We start from the raw sequence: 17,607 nt of genomic DNA on the forward strand, positions 1-17,607 counted from the left end.
ATTAGTGCCATGAGTATATTTCATTACCGCAATGAAATCATGCGGTAAATGCCATAGAAATGGCAATACTCCATATATTTCAAGGAATTAATTATATTTAGAACTTACGCAAACACGTTACGTTGTAGGGTGCGCTATGCACACCCTACACATTTATTGGTTTTGCGTAAGTCCTGATATTGATAGCCCTGTTCGTGGCTTTCGTGGACAAGCACGTCAGGATTCGCGCAAGGTTTGCAGCGGCGGTCGCTGCAAAACATTGCGCAGTCCGAGGCAGCCGCCGATGAAGGCGCAGATGGCGCCGACCAGGATGCCGGACAGCCAGAGCGCGGGGTTGAAGTTCCATTCGAAATCGAACACGAAAGTAGCCAGCGCCCAGCCGACCGCCGCCGCGCCGCTGGCGGCCAGCAAGCCGGCCAGACTGCCGACCAGCAAGAACTCGATCCACTGCGCCCGCGACAGCTGCTTGCGCGTCGCGCCCAGCGCCCGCAGCAGGCCGGATTCCTGCGAGCGTTCATCCTGGGTGCCGACCAGCGCCGCATACAGCACCAGCACGCCGGACGCCAGCGTAAACAGGAACAGGAATTCGACTGCGCGGATCACCTGATCCAGCACCGCCTGAATCTGCCGCAGCACGCTGCCCAGATCGACCACGGTCAAATTCGGGAAATCGCGCGTCAACTGATTGACGAAATTGCCCTGGGCTGCAGGCAGATGGAAGGCGGTGATCCAGGTTTGCGGCGTATCCGCCATCAGCTTCGGGTTCAGGATTACAAAAAAATTGACCCGCATCGAACTCCAGTCCAGCTTGCGGATGCTGGTGACCGGCGCCTGCACTTTTTGCCCGGCGATGTCGAAGGTGAGCGCGTCGCCCAGTTTCAGCTTCAGGGTCTTGGCCAGTCCCTGCTCGACCGAGGCTTCGGGTTTCGCATCATCGTACCAGCGGCCGCTGACGATCTTGTTCAATGGCGGCAAGCCGGACATGGTGGACAGATTGAATTCGCGCTCTATCAGACGCTTGGCGCGCTCATCCGGATAGCTTGCACCGTCAATGGCCGTATCGTTGACCGCGATCAGGCGGCCGCGAATCATCGGATACAGGGTTGCGCCGCCGATCCCTTGCTGCGCGAAACGCGCTGCGATCAGGTCCTTCTGCTCCGGCTGGATGTTGATGACAAAATGATTCGGGGCGTCCGGCGGCGTTGCACTGCGCCATGCGCCCATCAGGTCGCCGCGCACTACCGTCAATAACAGCAGCGCCATCAGGCCCAACGCCAGGGCGACGATCTGCACCACGGTGGTGGCGGGGCGGCGCTGCAACGACGTCACCGCGAAGCGCCAGCTCTGGCTATCGATCGCGCCGCGCAGGGTGCGCAGCGATTTCAGGCCGAGCCAGCCGATCAGGGCGAAGACCGCCAGCCCGAGCAAAAATGCCGCAGCGGTAATCAAGCCCAGCTTGACATCCCCGGCCTGCCATAACAGCAGTGCGACAAACACCGCGCCGCCCAGGCCGTAGGTGGCCAGCGCCAGCGGCTTAGGGGCTGCCTGCTCGCGCCGGATCACGCGGTTGTGCGGCACATTGCGCAACTGCAGAATCGGCGGCAAGGCAAAACCGATCAATAGCAACAGGCCGGTGGCGACGCCCTGCAGCGCCGGCAGCATGGAGGCCGGCGGCAGCGATTGCGATACCAGTTGCCCGAGCCACTCCAGCAGCACGAAATGGGCGGCAAAGCCGGCCAGCGCACCCAGCAAGCTGCCGGCCAATCCGATCAGCAGGAATTCATTCAGGTACAGCAGCGTGACTTCGCCCTGGGTCAAACCCAGGCAGCGCAGCATCGCGCAGGCGTCCAGATGGCGCAGCATGAAGCGCCGCGCCGCCATCGCGATTGCCAGCGCCGCCAGCATCGCCGACAGCAGCCCGACCAGCGACAGAAACTGGCCGGCGCGGTCGAGCGTGGTGCGCATTTCGGGCCGGCCCGACTCCAGCGATTCCAGCGCAACACCCTTGCGCTGGCCGGTTTCGATGCGCTGCTCCAGCCAACGCTGAAAGGCGCGAATCGCCGGCGGCTCGCCCGCCACCTGCAAGCGGTAGGTCACGCGCGAGCCGGGCCGCACCAGATTGGTCGCCGCCAGATCGGTAGCCGCGATCATCACCCGCGGCGAAAAACTCATGAAGCCCGAGCCGCGGTCCGGCTCGGCGGCAATCAGTCCGGCAATCTTGAATCCCTTGTCGCCCAAGCGCAACTGGCTGCCGAGCGACAGCTTCAGGCTGGTCAGCAGCGCCGGATCGATCCACACCGTGCCGGACCCTGGAATCGCGCGCGTGACCTGCTCCGGCCCACCGGGGCGATCGAAAATCTTCATGCTGCCGCGCAACGGATACCCTGCCGAGACTGCCTTCAGCGCAGCCAGTTGCGATACCGAAGCATCGCCCTCGCCTGCCGCTGCCATGCTGGGGAAAGTTATGGTGTCGGCTAATTTGAGGCCGCGCCGCTGCGCCTCGGCGCGCCAGCCGGCATCGATCGGCTGATCGGCCCGGATCAGCAAATCGGCGCCGATCAGTTGCAGTGCATCGCGCTCCAGCCCGGTGCGCATGCGATCGACAAAGAAACTCACCGAAGACATGGCGGCAACTGCCACCACCAGCGCAATCAGCAGAAAGCGCAACTCACCGGCGCGCCAGTCGCGCAGCGTCATGCGCCACGATTGTTTAAAGATCAAAAGTCGGCCTTTACCATTTCAACAATGCATTCAAGCCCGAAAAAACAGCCGGAATGCGCCGCTGACAATTTATATACTTGCCTTTGTATATCAATAAATCATGCCTTTACCGCATATGAAACATGCGTGAATAAAAAATACCCTGATAAAACCACAAAGCTCAGGCACCCCAATCGGCCTCGCAGAAATACTCATCCACCTCGTCCAGATAACGGGCTCGGGCCGCATCGTCCAGAAAGGCCGCCAGGAAGCTGTTGCGTGCCAGTTGCTGTGCATGCTCCAGCGTCAGCGGCAGTGCTTCGAAGCTAGCGATGAAATTATCATTGATGTAACCGCCGAAATACGCCGGGTCATCCGAATTGACGGTTGCCACCAGCCCTGCCTCCAGCAATTGCAGCAGATTATGCGCGGCCATGCTGTCGAACACGTGCAGCTTGAGGTTGGACAGCGGGCACACCGTCAGCGGCACCTTGTCGCGCGCCAGGCGCTGCGTCAACGCGCCATCTTCCAGACAGCGCACGCCGTGATCGATGCGCTCCACCTTCAGCAGGTCGAGCGCAGTCTGGATGTAGGCCGGCGGCCCTTCTTCGCCGGCGTGGGCCACCAGATGCAAGCCCAGCTCCCTGCAGCGGGCGAACACGCGCGCAAATTTCTCCGGCGGATGGCCGCGTTCGGAGGAATCGAGGCCGACGCCGATGAACTTGTCGCGCCAGGGTAACGCTTGCTCCAACGTTTCAAACGCGTCTTCCTCCGACAAGTGACGCAGGAAACACAGGATCAAGCTTGCACTGATGTCGAACCGCTGCTGCGCCTCGGTGCAGGCGCGATGGATGCCGTTGATTACCGTTTCGATCGGCACCCCGCGTGCAGTATGGGTTTGCGGATCGAAAAAAATCTCCGCATGACGCACGTTGTCAGCCTGCGCCTGTACCAGATAGGCGGCGGTCATGTCATAAAAATCTTGCTCGGTACGCAATACGCTGGCGCCTGCGTAGTAAATATCGAGGAACGATTGCAGATCGGTGAAAGCATAGGCGCTGCGCAACGCCTCGACCGACGGATACGCGAGCGCCACCTGATTGCGCTTTGCCAGCGCAAAAATCAGTTCCGGCTCCAGCGAACCCTCAATGTGGATGTGTAGCTCCGCCTTGGGCATTTTTTGCACGAGATTACGCAAGGTGTTGTTCATCATGATGATTTCCCCGATTGGCACAATTGTCTGGGCGCTACTGAACAGCGGCGCGTTCGATTGTAAAGCATGTCGCCGCAGGTTTTTTGCCTGCCAAAAACCAAAAAGCCGCTTATGGTGCAAGCGGCCTTTTTCTCGCTATCCGTTACCGGCTAATGACTGGTTCCTTCCGAGCGCGTGATCTTATTGAACACATTGTATTTGCCGGAAGGCTTGTTCATCGGAATCCGCTTGACGATCTCCAGCGTTTTCGCATCGTAGATGACCAGTTCGCCGTCGTTTTCCCAGATGCTCACCACCGCATATTTGCCGTTGCGCGTGAATTCGGTATGCGCGGCAATCTTTCCGGGGCGGGGCTTCAATTGCCTGACGACTTCGAGCGTATTCTTGTCGACAATCTGAATCACATCATTATGTTTTGGGTCGTTGAATACATCGACCCAGGCATACGGCGTCTTTTCGTGGCTGCGCATGAAGAAACCCGGCCCCAGCGTCGGAATATGCTTGATGGTCTGCCATGATTTCATGTCGATCACCGATACCACGCCATCTTTCAGATTCGGCGTCGCCATCACCGGCCGGCCCTGATAATCCCAGGAAATGCCGGAACCCAGATGCGGCAGGCCGGGCAAATCGACATCGGCAATCTTGCGCCCGATATTCAGATTCACCACCTGGCCGTGGCCGCCGCGCGACGATCCGATCACATGGTTGTAAGCCGGGTCGAAGAAGAAATCGTCCAGGAAGTCATCCAGCTTGATGCGGCGCGGCGGGAACGGCCCCTTGACGGCCAGCGCCTCGGCCATCTTGTAGTCATGCACCAGCCCGGCATAGACCGGCGGCCCGTTTTCATCGTAGCTCAGCTCCCATACTTCGGGAATATCCTTCAGCGCGGCGATGAAGCTCTTGCGCGGCGCGGCGTCGTACACCGCCGATACGCGCGACGACTTGCCGTTGTCGTCCTTGACATCGATCACGCGGATCGGCGACAGGTCGCGGGTATCGAGCGCCACCAGCGTATTCGGGAAATAATTGGCAACCATCGCAAAGCGGCCGTCGCTGGATACCGCCAGATTGCGGGTATTGATGCCGGCGCGGATTTCGGCCACCAGCGTCAGGTTCCAGATGTCGTATTTGGCGATCCAGCCGTCGCGCGAGGCAAAATACACATAACGGCCATCGGGCGAGAATTTCGGCCCGCCGTGCAGCGCGTAACGGGTCGGGAAGCGGGCAATCGCCTCGAATTTGTCGCCATCCAGAATCGTCGCGTGATGGTCGCCGATTTCCACCACCACAAACAGGTTCAGCGGGTCGGCCTTGAACACCGGCTGGTTCGGCAGGCTGCCGGCTTTCACGTATTCGATCCGCGATGCGCGAATTTCATCCATGCCCCAGGCAGGCGTCTTGGCCAGCGGCGCGTAGATCAGGTCGGCCAGCGCGGTGATTTCCTGTGCGCTCAGGGTGGCGCCGAAGGCCGGCATCTGGGTCGCGATGCGGCCTTCGGTGATAGTTTTGACGGCGGCCGGGCGGCGCAGCCGCTCCAGATTGCCGGGCAATAAGGCCGGCCCGGTAGCGCCGAGGCGATCGGCGCCGTGGCAAGATGCGCAATTGGCCTGATAGATCGTAGTTACATCGACTTTCGCATCTGTGCTCAATGCCGCATCTGCGGAGGCCGCCGATGCCGAGAACGTAGCCCCGGCCAGCACCGCCGTCAAACCGGATAGCAGATTGTTGACTGTCGCTGGCCTCATCCTGCGACCTTCGCGCGTCGCACCGGAATATACGGCTCTATCTTAACCCGTTCACGCTCGCTGTCGAGCCCGATTTCCGCATCCGACATGTAGCATGCGGGATCTTCCTGCCACGGGTCGTTGGTCAATTGCAGCGCCCGCACCCGGGTGTTGCCGCCGCAAACGTCGAAATAACTGCATTCGCCACAACGGCCTTTGATCACGCGCGGCACCGCTTTCAAGCCGGCCATCAGCGGATCGGAAATATCGCACCAGATTTCGGAGAAGGACCGGTCGCGCACATTGCCCAGGTTGTGATGCCACCAGAACGTATCGGGGTGGACATTGCCGAGATTGTCGATATTGGCGACGTTGACGCCGGACGAATTGCCGCCCCATTGCACCAGCTTGGCGCGCAAAGCTGCCTCCCGCTCCGGGAAACGGCGGCGCACCCATTGCAGCAGATACACGCCGTCGGCGTCGTTATTGCCGGTGACGAATTCCTTTTCGACGCCATTCTGAAGATGCTCCCAGCAGGTATCGAACAGCAAATCCATCGCATTGCGGGTGGTTTCCAGAAAGGCGTCATGGCCGCGGTTCTTGTTGCCGCGCCCGGCATAGTTCAGGTGCGACAGGTAAAATTTGTCGATGCCTTCGTCGTCAACCAGCTTCAGCAACGCCGGCAGATCCTTGGCATTGTCCTGGGTCAGCGTAAACCGCACCCCGATCTTGATGCCGGCGTCGCGGCATAGCTTGACCCCGTGCAGCGAAGCATCGAACGCGCCTTCCTTGCGGCGAAATACGTCATGCGTTTCGCGCAGGCCATCCAGGCTGATGCCGACATAGTCAAAGCCGATAGCGGCGATGCGCTCGATATTCGATTCATCTATCAGTGTGCCGTTGGTCGACAGGCCGACGTAAAAGCCCTTTTCCTTGGCGCGGCGTGCAATCTCGTAGATATCCTCGCGCAGCAAGGGCTCGCCGCCCGACAGGATCAGCACCGGCACACCGAAGCCGCGCAAATCGTCCATCACGCCATACACTTCAGCCGTGCTCAATTCGCCGGCAAAATCCTTGTCGGCCGAGATCGAATAACAATGCTTGCAGGTCAGGTTGCAGCGCCGGATCAGGTTCCAGATCACTACCGGGCCGGGCGGATTGCGCTTTGGCCCAAGTGGCGTCGGATGGGCGATTTCTCGCATGTATTGGGTAATTCGAAACATGGTTTTTCCTCTAACCGGTGATTTTTTGCGTTGCTCTGGCTTGCGGATCTTTCCGATTGAGCCGCAAGCCGGTTTTTTTCAATATGCGGGTGCTATACAGGATAGTATGGCTGCGCACATTCTCGCCCAGAAATGCAGCGATTTGCGCGACCTGCGCCTCGACCTCGTCGCGGCTCTTGCCGTGCACCATCGCAAACAGGTTGTACGGCCAGTGCGGCAGGCTGCGTGGCCGGCGGTAACAATGGCTGACGAATTCAAAACTGCCCACCGACGCGCCCAACTGATCGACCAGCGCATCCGGCACATCCCACACCGACATGCCATTGGCGCGGTAACCGATCGCATAGTGATTCGGGACCACGCCGAGGCGGCGGATCACGCCGACCTGCTGCATGCGCCGCATCCGTTCCATTACTTGCTCCGGTTCCAGTTGCAGGCTTTCAGCAATGGCGTGGTAGGGACGCGCCACCAGCGGCAACCCGCCCTGGGTCGCTACGATGATGGCACGATCGGTGGCATCGATCGCCGGCAACCCACTGCCCGCCAGGATCGTTGATGTAGTGGATATCATGGATGCGCTACGCTTTCAATTTCAGCTCGACGAAATACTCGCGGGATTTGGGGAAGTTGAATACGCTGCAGCCGGTTTGCTGCTCGATGGTGTCGATCACGCCGGCAATTTCGGTCGGAGTTTCGGTGGCGATCACGAACCACATGTTCAACTCATGCTCGCGCGCATAATTATGCGCGACCTGCGGCAAGGCGTTGACCTGTTGCGCCACCCGTTCATAATCGGCCGGCGCGGCATGCAGGGCGGCCAGGGTAAACGCCCCGCCCATGCGCTCAATCTGGTACAGCGGCCCAATCCGCGTCAGCACGCCTTCAGCCAGCATGCGGGCCAGCCGTGCCAGCAATTCATCTTCATTCAGCCCGAGACGCTGCGCCGCTTCCAGATAAGGGCGCTCGCACACCGCCAGCCCCTCTTGCAAGCCGTTGATGATGGCACGGTCAATTGGATCCACAGGCAAGCTCCGGCAAAATTGAATTGGTCAAATTCGTCACGTTCGTCACATATTGGGCGCCGCATTGCTTGAAGCGGCGGCGGCTAAACAGGATCGCGTGCGGATGCGCATCCAGTCCGCAGATCTCGGTCAGGCCAGCGATGCTCTGCTCGACTGCGCTGCGATCCCGGCCGTGAATCATGCAAAACAGGTTGTACGGCCAATCCGGCAGATGTCGCGGCCGGCGATAACACAAACTGACCCGGCCGCTATCGGCAATGCGCCGGCCGACCGCAGTCACTTGCTCATCGGGCACATCCCACACCACCATCGCGTTGGCGGTAAAACCCAGTTCATGATGGCGCACCACCACCCCGAAACGTTTGATCACGCCATCGCTGCACCAGCGCGCGAGGGTGGCAAGCGCATCCTTTTCTGCCCAGCCCAATTGCGCAAATGGCCGCTCCACTAGCGGCAGGCCGCGTTGCAAAGCCGCCATGAAAGCCTGTTCAGCCGGGTTTAATGCAATCGCGGCTACCGCTACCGGCGCCTGCTTGCCGGTTTGAAAAGGATGCAATCCACCTATACTCCGATCAAATCCGAGATCAAATCCCAGATCAATGTGAAACTGCTCCAGCAGCGGCAGCGTCAGCACCGGCCCGGATTCGCACACTGTTTCTATTGCGCGCAGTAATGCATGCAAATGCTCGGCCGAAGAAGCGGTTGCCACGAACCAGAGATTAAAACGATGCTCGCGCTCATAGTTATGATTGACTTCGGCAAATGCGCTGACCTGGGCCGCAACCGCTTCCAGGCGCGCCGCCGGCACGGCGAGCGCCGCCAATGTGCTGACGCCGACGACATTGGGCCGAAACACGGCGCCGACCCTGCTTACCAAACCCCGCCCTTGCAAGGACTGCAAGGTATCAAGGACCAACGCCTCATCCACCCCGAGCCGCCGGGCCAATTCGGCAAACGGTCGCGACACCAGCGGAAAGTCACGCTGGAAATTATCCAACAACTTGCACTCAATATCTTCCAGCACCGTCCTGGAAGAAGCCTGGCGCATTTCACGCATAGTTCCCATGGCCGCCTTAAAATCCGGTACGCGCAGCACGGTGGGTGAAGAAAATACCGCTCGGGGATTCCGCCGGCAGCACGCCGCGTTGCGCGAAATTCTCGGTGTCGTACACCATCACACGATTGTCGTCGCGCACCGATACCCAGACCGACTCTCCGCGCGGTGCAAATTCCATGTGCAGCACAGTCCGGCCAGGCGCCAATTGCTTGATAATGCTACGACTTTCGACATCGATCACATCAACTTTGCCATTGTCCGGGAATGCATAAATTACCCAAACCTGCCGCCCGTCAGGCCGCGCAATAACAAAGACCGGTTGGCTGGAAACCTTGATGCGGCCGACTTCGCGCCATGTTTCCATATCTACTACTAATACTTCATGATGGCCGACAGCCGGCAGATACGCATGACGCCCGGCCACAGCCCAACCGCGCAGATGCGGCATTTTAAAAACCGGCAGTTTTTCCTGCCCGCGGCCGTAACCATCGAGAATGCGGCGCACGCCCTGCTCCGGATGCCATAAATCCAGCAAAGCCATGCCGTCTTCGCCAAACAGGCCGGCCAAATAATAACGTCCGTTCGGGGTAATCAGACCGTCGTAGGGCTCACGGCCGATATTTTTGAATTTTTTGATGCGCGGCTTGCCTGGTTCGGTAAAATCTCCAACCCATATCTCGCCGGCATCGAACAGGCTCCAGACAAAACGGTTTCCCGGCGCGTCCGCCAGTCCGACCACTTTCGAGCGTAAGCCATCGTTGCCGTAAACGGCAGGTATATCGGCGATCAGTTCCAGCGTATCAGCGGAAAATATCTTCACGCCGCCGGGCGCGTAATTCTGTGCTGCGAGCAATTTTCCATCCTGGGAAATCGCGCCGCCGATGCTGTTGCCAGCCTGAATCACACGACGCTCAATTACGCCGCGTAACAAATCGACCTTCGACAAGCCGCCGTCACGTCCGAACACATAGGCATAGCGCCCATCGCGCGAGTACACCAGGGACGCATGGGACAAATCGCCCAAACCATTGACTTGCGCAATCGCTGTCTGTTTGCTGGTATCGACGATCTGGACGCTGCCGGTAGCGCGCTCGATGACGACGCCGAGGTCGCCAGTGCCGCGCAGCACAGGAGTGCTGCAAGCACCCAGCATCAGCAACGCGATTGACAGGAAAGCTGTTGGTAATTTTCTAATGCCCACTTGGGAAACCCTTCTGCAAATTGAATACAATCCATTCGGCCTCCGCTTCACTCAGAAAGCGCTGCCAAGGCGGCATTGCGGTATCCGGTCGGCCATGCAGAATGACGGTCTTGAGGTAATCAGCGGACTTGTCCTTTAACGTTTCGGGCAACAGCGCCGGCCCCAACCCGCCCTTGAGCGTCAAGCCATGACAGGAGCCGCAGTCCTGCCGCACCAGCGTGACAAGCTCGGCGCGCCGTGCAGTATCAGGGGAAACGGTTAATTTAGCTACCTGTCCGGTAGCCCAGGCTGGCCCCAAAAGGTTCAGGGCCAAGACCAATAAGCCGGTGATCACATGTTTGTTGTACTGCTTTACAGTGCATGAATGTGCACTTTGCTCCAGGTCCTTCGGCATTTCATACTCGCTAAAAACTTGCGTGATTCGATTCAACCTGCACGCAGGCCCGAGGGCCTGCGTGTTTTACTTCGACACTTAGTTAGAGGCTAAAACCCACTCAGCCAATACCTTGATGTCTGCATCGCTTACCCTGGGACCATTCGGCGGCATCGGGATCGCACCCCAGACACCGGTACTGCCATCCTTGATCTTCTTGGAAAGCATTGCTACCGCATCCGCATTGCCTTTGTACTTCTTGGCAACATCCTTGTACGCCGGGCCAAGTACTTTTTTATCGATACTGTGACAAGCCATGCAGCCATTTTTTTGCGCCAGGTCAGCACCACCTGCTGCGAATGCTGAATTGCCGCCTATCAAAAGCGCAACTACCCCTGCGCCTGCAGCTAAAACAGGTATGAGACGATTCTTCATCACATGCTCTCTTAATAAATGTCGTGTTGCGTATTGTTGATGTTGAATTTGCCGGTTGGAGTGATCAGTTTCGGATCCTTGATCACTGCTTTCAGCTTGCGTGTTTTGTCATCGACCACAACGATTGCCGATTCCTTGTCCTTGGCACTCCATACCGAGAACCAGACTTCATCGCCAGCCTTGTTGTACTCTGGCTGCACGATGCGTTTTGCACCTTCACCCAGATTTGCCCATTCGGCGATTGGCAACACGACAAAGCCCTTGTCCAATGCATTGATGTCAAAAACAGCGATCGACTGGCTCATCTTGTTATCAGGATTCAGCGGCGTATCGACCCACAGATTTTTCGATTTCGGATGTGTTTTGATGAACAAGGAACCACCGCCCTGCCCTTTCACGGTCGCAACCACCTTCCAAGCCTGTGCCTTGTGCTTGACAGGATCGGTACCGATCATGGAAATTGTTTCATCGCCCAGATGGCTAGTTGCCCACACCGGACCAAATTTCGGATGAACGAAATTGGCGCCGCGCCCTGGATGCGGTGTTTTGCCGACATCAACAATCGCCGCCATCTTGTCTTCCTTGGTGTCAACCACGGCAATCTTGTTCGATGCATTGGCGGCAACCATGAAATAACGACCAGTGGAATCAAGGCCGCCATCATGCAAGAATTTGGCTGCATCCAGCGTGGTTATTTTCAGGTTTTTGATGTCCTTGTAATCGACCAGCATGATCTTGCCGGTTTCCTTGGCGTTGACCACGAATTCAGGACGGTAGTGCGACGCAACAATGGAAGCAACCCGCGGTTCTGGATGGTATTCGTTATCAACCGTCATGCCGCGCGTGGATACGATCTTCAACGGTTTGAGAGTATCGCCTTCCATGATCACGAACTGCGGCGGCCAGTAATCGCCGGCAATCGCGTATTTATCTTCAAAACCCTTGAACTTGGAAGTTTCGATCGAACGCGCTTCAAGACCGACTTTCATTTCTGCAACGCTGTCTGGTTTTTCCATCCACAGATCGATCAGATTGATGCGAGCATCGCGGCCGATTACGAACAGGTAGCGGCCGGATGCTGAAGTGCGGGAAATATGCACTGCATAACCAGTCTTGATGATGCTGATAATTTTCTTGGTATCGCCATCAATCAGCGCCACTTCGCCTGCATCGCGCAAGGTGGTGGAGAAAATGTTGGTAATATTAAAATTGTTCATCTTCTTGGTAGGGCGCTTGGCAACCGGAATGATTTCCTTCCAGGTGGCTTCCATGTCCTTCAAGCTGAACTCAGGCGGCACAGGTGGTTCCTGTTGAATGTAACGCGCCATCAAATCGACTTGTTTTTCGGTCAGATCACCGGAAGTACCCCAGTTCGGCATGCCCGCGGGAGAGCCGTAATTGATGAACACCTTCAGGTAATCAGTTCCTTTACCGAGCGTAATATCCGGGGTCAAGGGTTTACCTGTGGCTCCTTTACGCAACACTCCGTGGCAACCGGCGCAGCGCTGGAAATAAATCTGTTTGCCAGCCTCAAACTCGGCCTTGGTCATCGGCGGTGCTTTGGGATCGATGTTTTGATGCATTTCTTCACCAGCAAGCGGCGAACCGCCAGCCTGGTATTTCAGCTCTGCGTTAGAGTGCGGCTTTGCATCTTCGGCATAGGCAGCGCTCAACATCAGCGGCAACGCCGCAAGCAATGCTGCGATCGGGCGAAGTAAAGGTTTTCTTAACACCATAGTCATTTTTATTTCCCTTCCTGTTGATAAAATCAATCTTATTACTACTGGTTCACGCAAAAAAACTCAAGTACCAAAAACAAATTTATTGCACTAAGCCGCCATTCCGATGGAATTAAACTTTTGATTTGCGTCATGTATAGGTTGCTACAGAAAAACCCATACCTCCTTAATGGATATCAATTTTATTTAGGCAATGTAGCGTTAAATTGACGGCAATGCAGCACATTTCAGCGCCTTAGAGGTGCGGCCGATAAAAATCAGTGAGGAAAAGCGTTGAATAACATATCAATATCCCAAACACGACCGGATACGCCTCAGCGTGAATCGCGGACAGGTATCGTATATTTGGTCGGCGCGGGTCCGGGCGACCCCGACTTATTAACGCTGCGCGCTGTGAAACTGCTGGGTCAGGCCGATGTAGTCGTATACGACAATCTGGTCAGTAAAGGCGTCGTCGACTTCACTCGCCACGGCGCCCAAAGAATCTACGTCGGCAAGGAAAAAAACCGGCACACCATGCCGCAGGAGGAAATCAACTACCTCCTGGTCAGCCTGGCCAAGGAAGGAAAGAAGGTCGTGCGGTTAAAAGGCGGCGATCCGTTCATATTCGGGCGCGGCGGCGAAGAATTGGAAGTGTTGGTGGAACACGCCATTCCGTTTGAGGTTGTTCCCGGCATCACGGCCGCAAATGGTGTTTCATGCTACTCCGGCATTCCACTTACGCACCGGGACTATGCACAATCATGCCTGTTTGCCACCGGCCACCTGAAAGACGGCTCACTCGACCTGGATTGGCAATCGCTTACGCGAAAAAATCAGACGGTAGTGATCTATATGGGATTAGGTGCACTGCCTGAAATTGCGCAACAGTTGATTGATCATGGAATGCCAGCCAGCATGCCTGCCGCGATCATAGAAAAAGGCACCACCAGTGATCAAAAGGTATTTACCGGCACACTGGAAACGCTGCCCGATCTGGTGCGCACACTGGGCCTGAAATCTCCCTGCCTGATCATCGTCGGCCAAGTTGTCGCGCTGCATAAACGCTTGCAATGGCATGCCGGAATCAAGATGGCATAAACGACAACCAAGTAGAAAAAATAGCATTTCTTTAATGCATTTTTAAAACAAAAAACCCGCGTCGGCACTCGGCTGAACGCGGGTTTTTTGACTGTTTTAGACTTCCTAAAACGTGTTCTTGGCGGAAGGTGTGAGATTCGAACTCACGAAGGCTTTAACACCTCGCCAGTTTTCAAGACTGGTGCATTCAACCGCTCTGCCAACCTTCCGGAGCCGGAATTATACCTAAACCAAATGGATCGATGCAGATTTTTATGACTTCAACGAAACAGCCATGGAAATAAATTGCAGTCGCGGATCAAGCGCAGCAATCGGATCGCGGTTCGCAAATAATGGCTGGGCAAATTGCAATCCGGCGATAATAGCGCAGTCAATTTAGATCATCGACCGAATCGGGACATCGTTCGACTCCGAACCTGCGGTCTTCCCTCAGCATTTTCTCCATTTCCAGCGATGCTACCGGGCGGGAAAAGAAATATCCCTGTATTTCCTCGCACCCCTGATTTCGAAGAAAATCCAGTTGCTCGGCATTTTCAACGCCCTCCGCGATGACCCGGTGCTGCAATTGTTTGGCAATGCCGATAATCGCACCGGCGATGGCGCAGTCGTTCTGATCCTTGGGAATGCCCATGATGAATGAGCGATCAATTTTCAGCGTGTGAATCGGAAAGCGCTTCAGATAGGACAGGCTGGAATAGCCGGTGCCGAAATCATCCAGCGAAAGGGTCACGCCCAGACCGGCAATCTCTTCCATGATGGCAATCACATCATCGGTGCCGATCATGAGCATGCTTTCCGTAATTTCAAGTTCCAGCCAGTCGGCATCGATGCCATGCCGGCGCAAAGCCGCTTGTACACGACCCGGCAGGGACACGGTGAACTCTCCCGCCGACAAATTGATCGCCACGCGCATCGGCGCCAAACCGGCCCGCTGCCAGGCTGCCGCTTGCCGGCATGCCGCCTCCAGCACCCATTCGCCGAGCCGCACCACCAGCCTGCTTTCTTCCGCGATCGGGATGAATTCCGACGGAAAGACCAGCCCCCTTTCAGGGTGCTGCCAGCGCACCAGCGCTTCCGCTCCCACGATACGGCCATCCTCGATGTTGATTTTCGGCTGGTAATACAACAACAATTCATTGCTGCCGATTGCGCGACGCAGTCCGGTCTCGATATGCAGGCGGCTCAAAGCGGCGCGATTCATTTCCTGGCTGTAGAAAGCGTAACTGCCATGATCGTTTTCGCCACATTTCTTGGCGCGATACATGGCGATGTCGGCCAGACGCAGCAAGGTTTCCGAATCGGTGCCGTCCTGCGCATAGGTGCTGATGCCGATGCTGGCACCCATGCGTAACTCATGTCCTTCGATCAGATACGGATGCTCCATTGCATAGAGCAGCTTTTGGGCGACGAAACCGGCATGGTAGTGCTGATTGAGATCAAACAGGCCAACCACAAATTCATCGCTGCCGAGCCGGGCCATGATGTCGTCGTCGCGCAACGCATCCTTGAAGCGAACTGCCACCTGCTGCAACAATTGATCGCCGACTCCGTGGCCCAGGGTGTCGTTAATCGGCTTGAAACGATTCAGATCGATGAACAGTAAAGCGCCATTGGAGCCGTTGCGGCTGGCCGACACCAGCGACTGGTCTACCAGTTTCATGAACAATGTGCGGTTCGGCAAGCCGGTCAATGCATCGTAATAAGCCAGATGATGAATCTTTTCCTGTGCCTGCTTGCGCTCCGTGATGTCCATGAAATAGCCAATCAGTCCGACCGGCTGGCCCGTATTGTCGCGTAGCGAAGACAGGGACAGGCTGGCCCAGAATATTTCGCCGGATTTTTTGCGTCGACGCACCTCCATCTCGCGCCCGCCTTGCTGCAGGAAAATGTCTTGCGACGGATCTTCTTCATCCTCCTGATTTTCGTACAGGAAGATAATGTTGCGGCCAATGATTTCGGTCGCGGCATAGCCGAATAATTTTTCCGCCCCTTTGTTCCAGCTGGTGATGAAGCCGGTCAAGTCCATGGTAATTACGGATTCATGGATTTGATCGAGTATTTGGGTCTGCAGCAACAACTGTTCGGTAGCTTTTTCGAATTGGCGCGCGCTGCGGTCGGCGTCCGCGCGCGCCTGCAGCAGTCGCGCCGTCAGGCGCGCCAGAGCCGCAAGCCGCATGCGGTCGATGTAATCGTAGCCGCCGATCCGGCCGGATACCGCATAGCGGCCGAAAAACGCGCTCCCATGAAATATTTCTTCTGCCAGATCGGACGTCTCGGGCAAATCCCCCTGAAAATAGCCCCCCTGCGGACTCTCCAGCAAGGCCCGGGCAATGCGCCCCAGGCTTTCACCGAGGGCATGACCGCGCAGACTAAGTACCGCCTCGCATAACTCAATAGTGCAGGTAATATCTTCGGGCGCGTTAAGGGATGTCATGATTAATCTGCCTGAGAAACCTGCATTGCCCAGGCGCATGCCTGCACCAGTGCGCGGTAGAAGATTTTTGCATCGATCTTGCAGGCGATCAGACTTTCCTGCAGCAAGTGCGGGTTCCCCGAGCAAGCCCGCTCGGTCAAGTCGAGCATCGCCCCGAGGCGGCCGCTGCGCGTTTGCAGTGCACTCAACACATCTTCATGCAGCTCCAGAGGTTCGAGGATTTCAGCCAGCGGCGCGCCGAACAGTACGTCCAGCAGCGAGAACATGCCGATCATGAAAGCCCGCTCGGCCTCGTTCCGGCCGCCCCCCATCTGCTGGCATAACGCTGCCATCAGGCCGGCCCGCATGGCGGCTATCGGCAACAGCGGATTGACGCCATCGTCGTCGTCCTGACGCGCATACAGCAGCAACTGCAGCCACCGTTGCAATTGGCGGCGCCCCAGTACATTGATGGCCTGGCTGAAACTGCTGATGACGCAACCGCGCGCGTAGGCTGCGGTACTGACCAACTTGAGCAAATTATAGGAAAGCGACGGATCCTGCTTCATCAACTGTTCCAGTTCGCGCGACTCGGCATCGCGCGCCACCAGAACCAGCAACCTCAGCAAACGGCTACGCGAAGACCCGTCATTGCGCGGCCTGCCGACGCTCGGATACAGCGGGTAATTGCCGAGAAACCAGTTGAATCCTGCCGCGCGGCAGGCATTGAAGCAGTCCGGGCTGTTGACATCGGTGGCCAGATGCGGACCGGCCAGTGCGTGCTGCGAAAACGGAGTGGCGTTTTTCCCGATCTGATCGCGACCGATTGCCAGCGACTGTACGCCAGTTGGCAATACGGCCTCCGGTGCCGGCCAGCCATCGAGCATGATGCGAAAACCTTGCGCCTGCAGGCAATCAAGCCTGGCCCGCGCATCTGCCGCCACGCCAGCTGCTGCCGGCACACGCAACACCGTCCGCTCATGTGGCAAATGTGCAGCCAGGTCCAGGTCGACCTGAGCCGGATCAAGCAGCTCCAGCACGCACAGAAAATCACCCAATGCATCGCGCAAGCCGATTTCATGATAAAGGTGCGCGAATGCCTTCAAGTTGTTTGTTGTTGCAAAATGAAATGCAACTCCTACCAGCTCGTGACGGACATTCGTCACCATCTGCATGGAAACCAGGGGGAAAGCGGGCACGCCTGCTTCAGACAAGATCATTTTATTCTTAGATAAACGGGTTTATTCCAAAGTGACACTGGCATGCGGTCAACGGGATTCAATGTTATCGGCACAACCGTCCAGCCGTGAAACCCGATTTCCTTAGCTGCGGATGTTACGCATGCTCATTATGGTTGAAACCATGTCGGCCAAAGGCACAAAAAACAATACTGGCAGTATATTTAATATTCGCAATGAATATAT

At 56.9% G+C, this 17,607-nt stretch carries 14 protein-coding genes and 1 tRNA gene; 1 reads left to right on the top strand and 14 read right to left on the bottom strand.

Features of this window, described 5'->3' with window-relative positions:
• Positions 1 to 216 precede the first annotated feature (216 nt).
• The 11 genes from HMCN_RS0113495 to HMCN_RS0113550 all read right to left on the bottom strand — a co-directional run bounded on the left by HMCN_RS0113495 (position 217) and on the right by HMCN_RS0113550 (position 12,687).
• Positions 217 to 2,718: an FtsX-like permease family protein gene (locus HMCN_RS0113495; RefSeq protein ID WP_025917884.1), complete on the bottom strand. Its 2,502-nt coding sequence runs from the start codon at positions 2,716 to 2,718 to the stop codon at positions 217 to 219.
• A 163-nt stretch (positions 2,719 to 2,881) separates the two neighbouring features.
• A complete protein-coding gene (locus HMCN_RS0113500; RefSeq protein WP_025917885.1) occupies positions 2,882 to 3,913 on the bottom strand; it encodes an adenosine deaminase in 1,032 nt (343 codons plus the stop codon).
• Positions 3,914 to 4,062: 149 nt separating this feature from the next.
• The gene (locus tag HMCN_RS0113510) at positions 4,063 to 5,661 is read right to left on the bottom strand and encodes a nitrite reductase (protein WP_025917886.1); all 1,599 of its coding nucleotides are present in this window, start codon (positions 5,659 to 5,661) and stop codon (positions 4,063 to 4,065) included.
• Entirely contained in the window at positions 5,658 to 6,863 is a 1,206-nt protein-coding gene (nirJ, locus tag HMCN_RS0113515; protein WP_025917887.1) for a heme d1 biosynthesis radical SAM protein NirJ, read from the bottom strand. The genes HMCN_RS0113510 and nirJ overlap by 4 nt, the downstream gene beginning before the upstream one ends.
• A 10-nt stretch (positions 6,864 to 6,873) precedes the next feature.
• Positions 6,874 to 7,434, bottom strand: coding sequence for an AsnC family transcriptional regulator (locus tag HMCN_RS0113520; RefSeq protein ID WP_051566968.1), 561 nt, complete (start codon positions 7,432 to 7,434; stop codon positions 6,874 to 6,876).
• Positions 7,435 to 7,441: 7 nt separating this feature from the next.
• On the bottom strand, positions 7,442 to 7,885 hold the full coding sequence (locus HMCN_RS0113525) for an Lrp/AsnC family transcriptional regulator (RefSeq protein ID WP_025917889.1): 444 nt from the start codon (positions 7,883 to 7,885) through the stop codon (positions 7,442 to 7,444).
• Positions 7,872 to 8,951 carry an Lrp/AsnC family transcriptional regulator gene (locus HMCN_RS0113530; RefSeq protein ID WP_202962671.1) on the bottom strand — a complete coding sequence of 360 codons (1,080 nt, stop codon included), beginning with the start codon at positions 8,949 to 8,951 and terminating at the stop codon, positions 7,872 to 7,874. The genes HMCN_RS0113525 and HMCN_RS0113530 overlap by 14 nt, the downstream gene beginning before the upstream one ends.
• A 7-nt stretch (positions 8,952 to 8,958) precedes the next feature.
• Positions 8,959 to 10,095 carry a cytochrome D1 domain-containing protein gene (locus HMCN_RS0113535; protein WP_051566992.1) on the bottom strand — a complete coding sequence of 379 codons (1,137 nt, stop codon included), beginning with the start codon at positions 10,093 to 10,095 and terminating at the stop codon, positions 8,959 to 8,961.
• Between the two features lie 37 nt (positions 10,096 to 10,132).
• On the bottom strand, positions 10,133 to 10,537 hold the full coding sequence (locus HMCN_RS0113540) for a cytochrome c (protein ID WP_025917892.1): 405 nt from the start codon (positions 10,535 to 10,537) through the stop codon (positions 10,133 to 10,135).
• A 78-nt stretch (positions 10,538 to 10,615) separates the two neighbouring features.
• Positions 10,616 to 10,951 (bottom strand): c-type cytochrome, encoded by a 336-nt coding sequence (locus HMCN_RS0113545; protein WP_051566979.1) that lies wholly within the window; start codon positions 10,949 to 10,951, stop codon positions 10,616 to 10,618.
• Positions 10,952 to 10,962: 11 nt separating this feature from the next.
• The gene (locus HMCN_RS0113550) at positions 10,963 to 12,687 is read right to left on the bottom strand and encodes a nitrite reductase (RefSeq protein WP_035627166.1); all 1,725 of its coding nucleotides are present in this window, start codon (positions 12,685 to 12,687) and stop codon (positions 10,963 to 10,965) included.
• A 276-nt stretch (positions 12,688 to 12,963) separates the two neighbouring features.
• Here HMCN_RS0113550 and cobA point away from each other — a divergent pair, with 276 nt between their 5' ends.
• Positions 12,964 to 13,770, top strand: a complete 807-nt coding sequence (gene cobA / locus HMCN_RS0113555; RefSeq protein WP_025917895.1) for a uroporphyrinogen-III C-methyltransferase — start codon at positions 12,964 to 12,966, stop codon at positions 13,768 to 13,770.
• A 119-nt stretch (positions 13,771 to 13,889) separates the two neighbouring features.
• Here the strand turns inward: cobA and HMCN_RS0113560 are convergent.
• From HMCN_RS0113560 to HMCN_RS0113570, 3 genes are all read right to left on the bottom strand, one after another.
• Positions 13,890 to 13,979: transfer RNA gene (locus tag HMCN_RS0113560), tRNA-Ser, on the bottom strand.
• Between the two features lie 161 nt (positions 13,980 to 14,140).
• Entirely contained in the window at positions 14,141 to 16,204 is a 2,064-nt protein-coding gene (locus HMCN_RS0113565) for a bifunctional diguanylate cyclase/phosphodiesterase (protein ID WP_025917896.1), read from the bottom strand.
• A 2-nt stretch (positions 16,205 to 16,206) separates the two neighbouring features.
• Positions 16,207 to 17,289, bottom strand: a complete 1,083-nt coding sequence (locus HMCN_RS0113570) for an EAL and HDOD domain-containing protein (protein WP_051566990.1) — start codon at positions 17,287 to 17,289, stop codon at positions 16,207 to 16,209.
• Between the last annotated feature and the right edge of the window lie 318 nt (positions 17,290 to 17,607).

Source organism: Herminiimonas sp. CN (assembly GCF_000622895.1).
Lineage (GTDB): Bacteria > Pseudomonadota > Gammaproteobacteria > Burkholderiales > Burkholderiaceae_D > AVCC01.

Coding starts and splice junctions, on each gene's coding strand:
- HMCN_RS0113500 (WP_025917885.1), bottom strand. CDS start 3,913: ATGATGAACAACACCTTGCGTAATCTCGTGCAAAAAATGCCCAAGGCG.
- HMCN_RS0113510 (WP_025917886.1), bottom strand. CDS start 5,661: ATGAGGCCAGCGACAGTCAACAATCTGCTATCCGGTTTGACGGCGGTG.
- nirJ (WP_025917887.1), bottom strand. CDS start 6,863: ATGTTTCGAATTACCCAATACATGCGAGAAATCGCCCATCCGACGCCA.
- HMCN_RS0113520 (WP_051566968.1), bottom strand. CDS start 7,434: ATGATATCCACTACATCAACGATCCTGGCGGGCAGTGGGTTGCCGGCG.
- HMCN_RS0113530 (WP_202962671.1), bottom strand. CDS start 8,951: ATGGGAACTATGCGTGAAATGCGCCAGGCTTCTTCCAGGACGGTGCTG.
- HMCN_RS0113535 (WP_051566992.1), bottom strand. CDS start 10,095: ATGCTGGGTGCTTGCAGCACTCCTGTGCTGCGCGGCACTGGCGACCTC.
- HMCN_RS0113540 (WP_025917892.1), bottom strand. CDS start 10,537: ATGCCGAAGGACCTGGAGCAAAGTGCACATTCATGCACTGTAAAGCAG.
- HMCN_RS0113545 (WP_051566979.1), bottom strand. CDS start 10,951: ATGAAGAATCGTCTCATACCTGTTTTAGCTGCAGGCGCAGGGGTAGTT.
- HMCN_RS0113550 (WP_035627166.1), bottom strand. CDS start 12,687: ATGGTGTTAAGAAAACCTTTACTTCGCCCGATCGCAGCATTGCTTGCG.
- HMCN_RS0113565 (WP_025917896.1), bottom strand. CDS start 16,204: ATGACATCCCTTAACGCGCCCGAAGATATTACCTGCACTATTGAGTTA.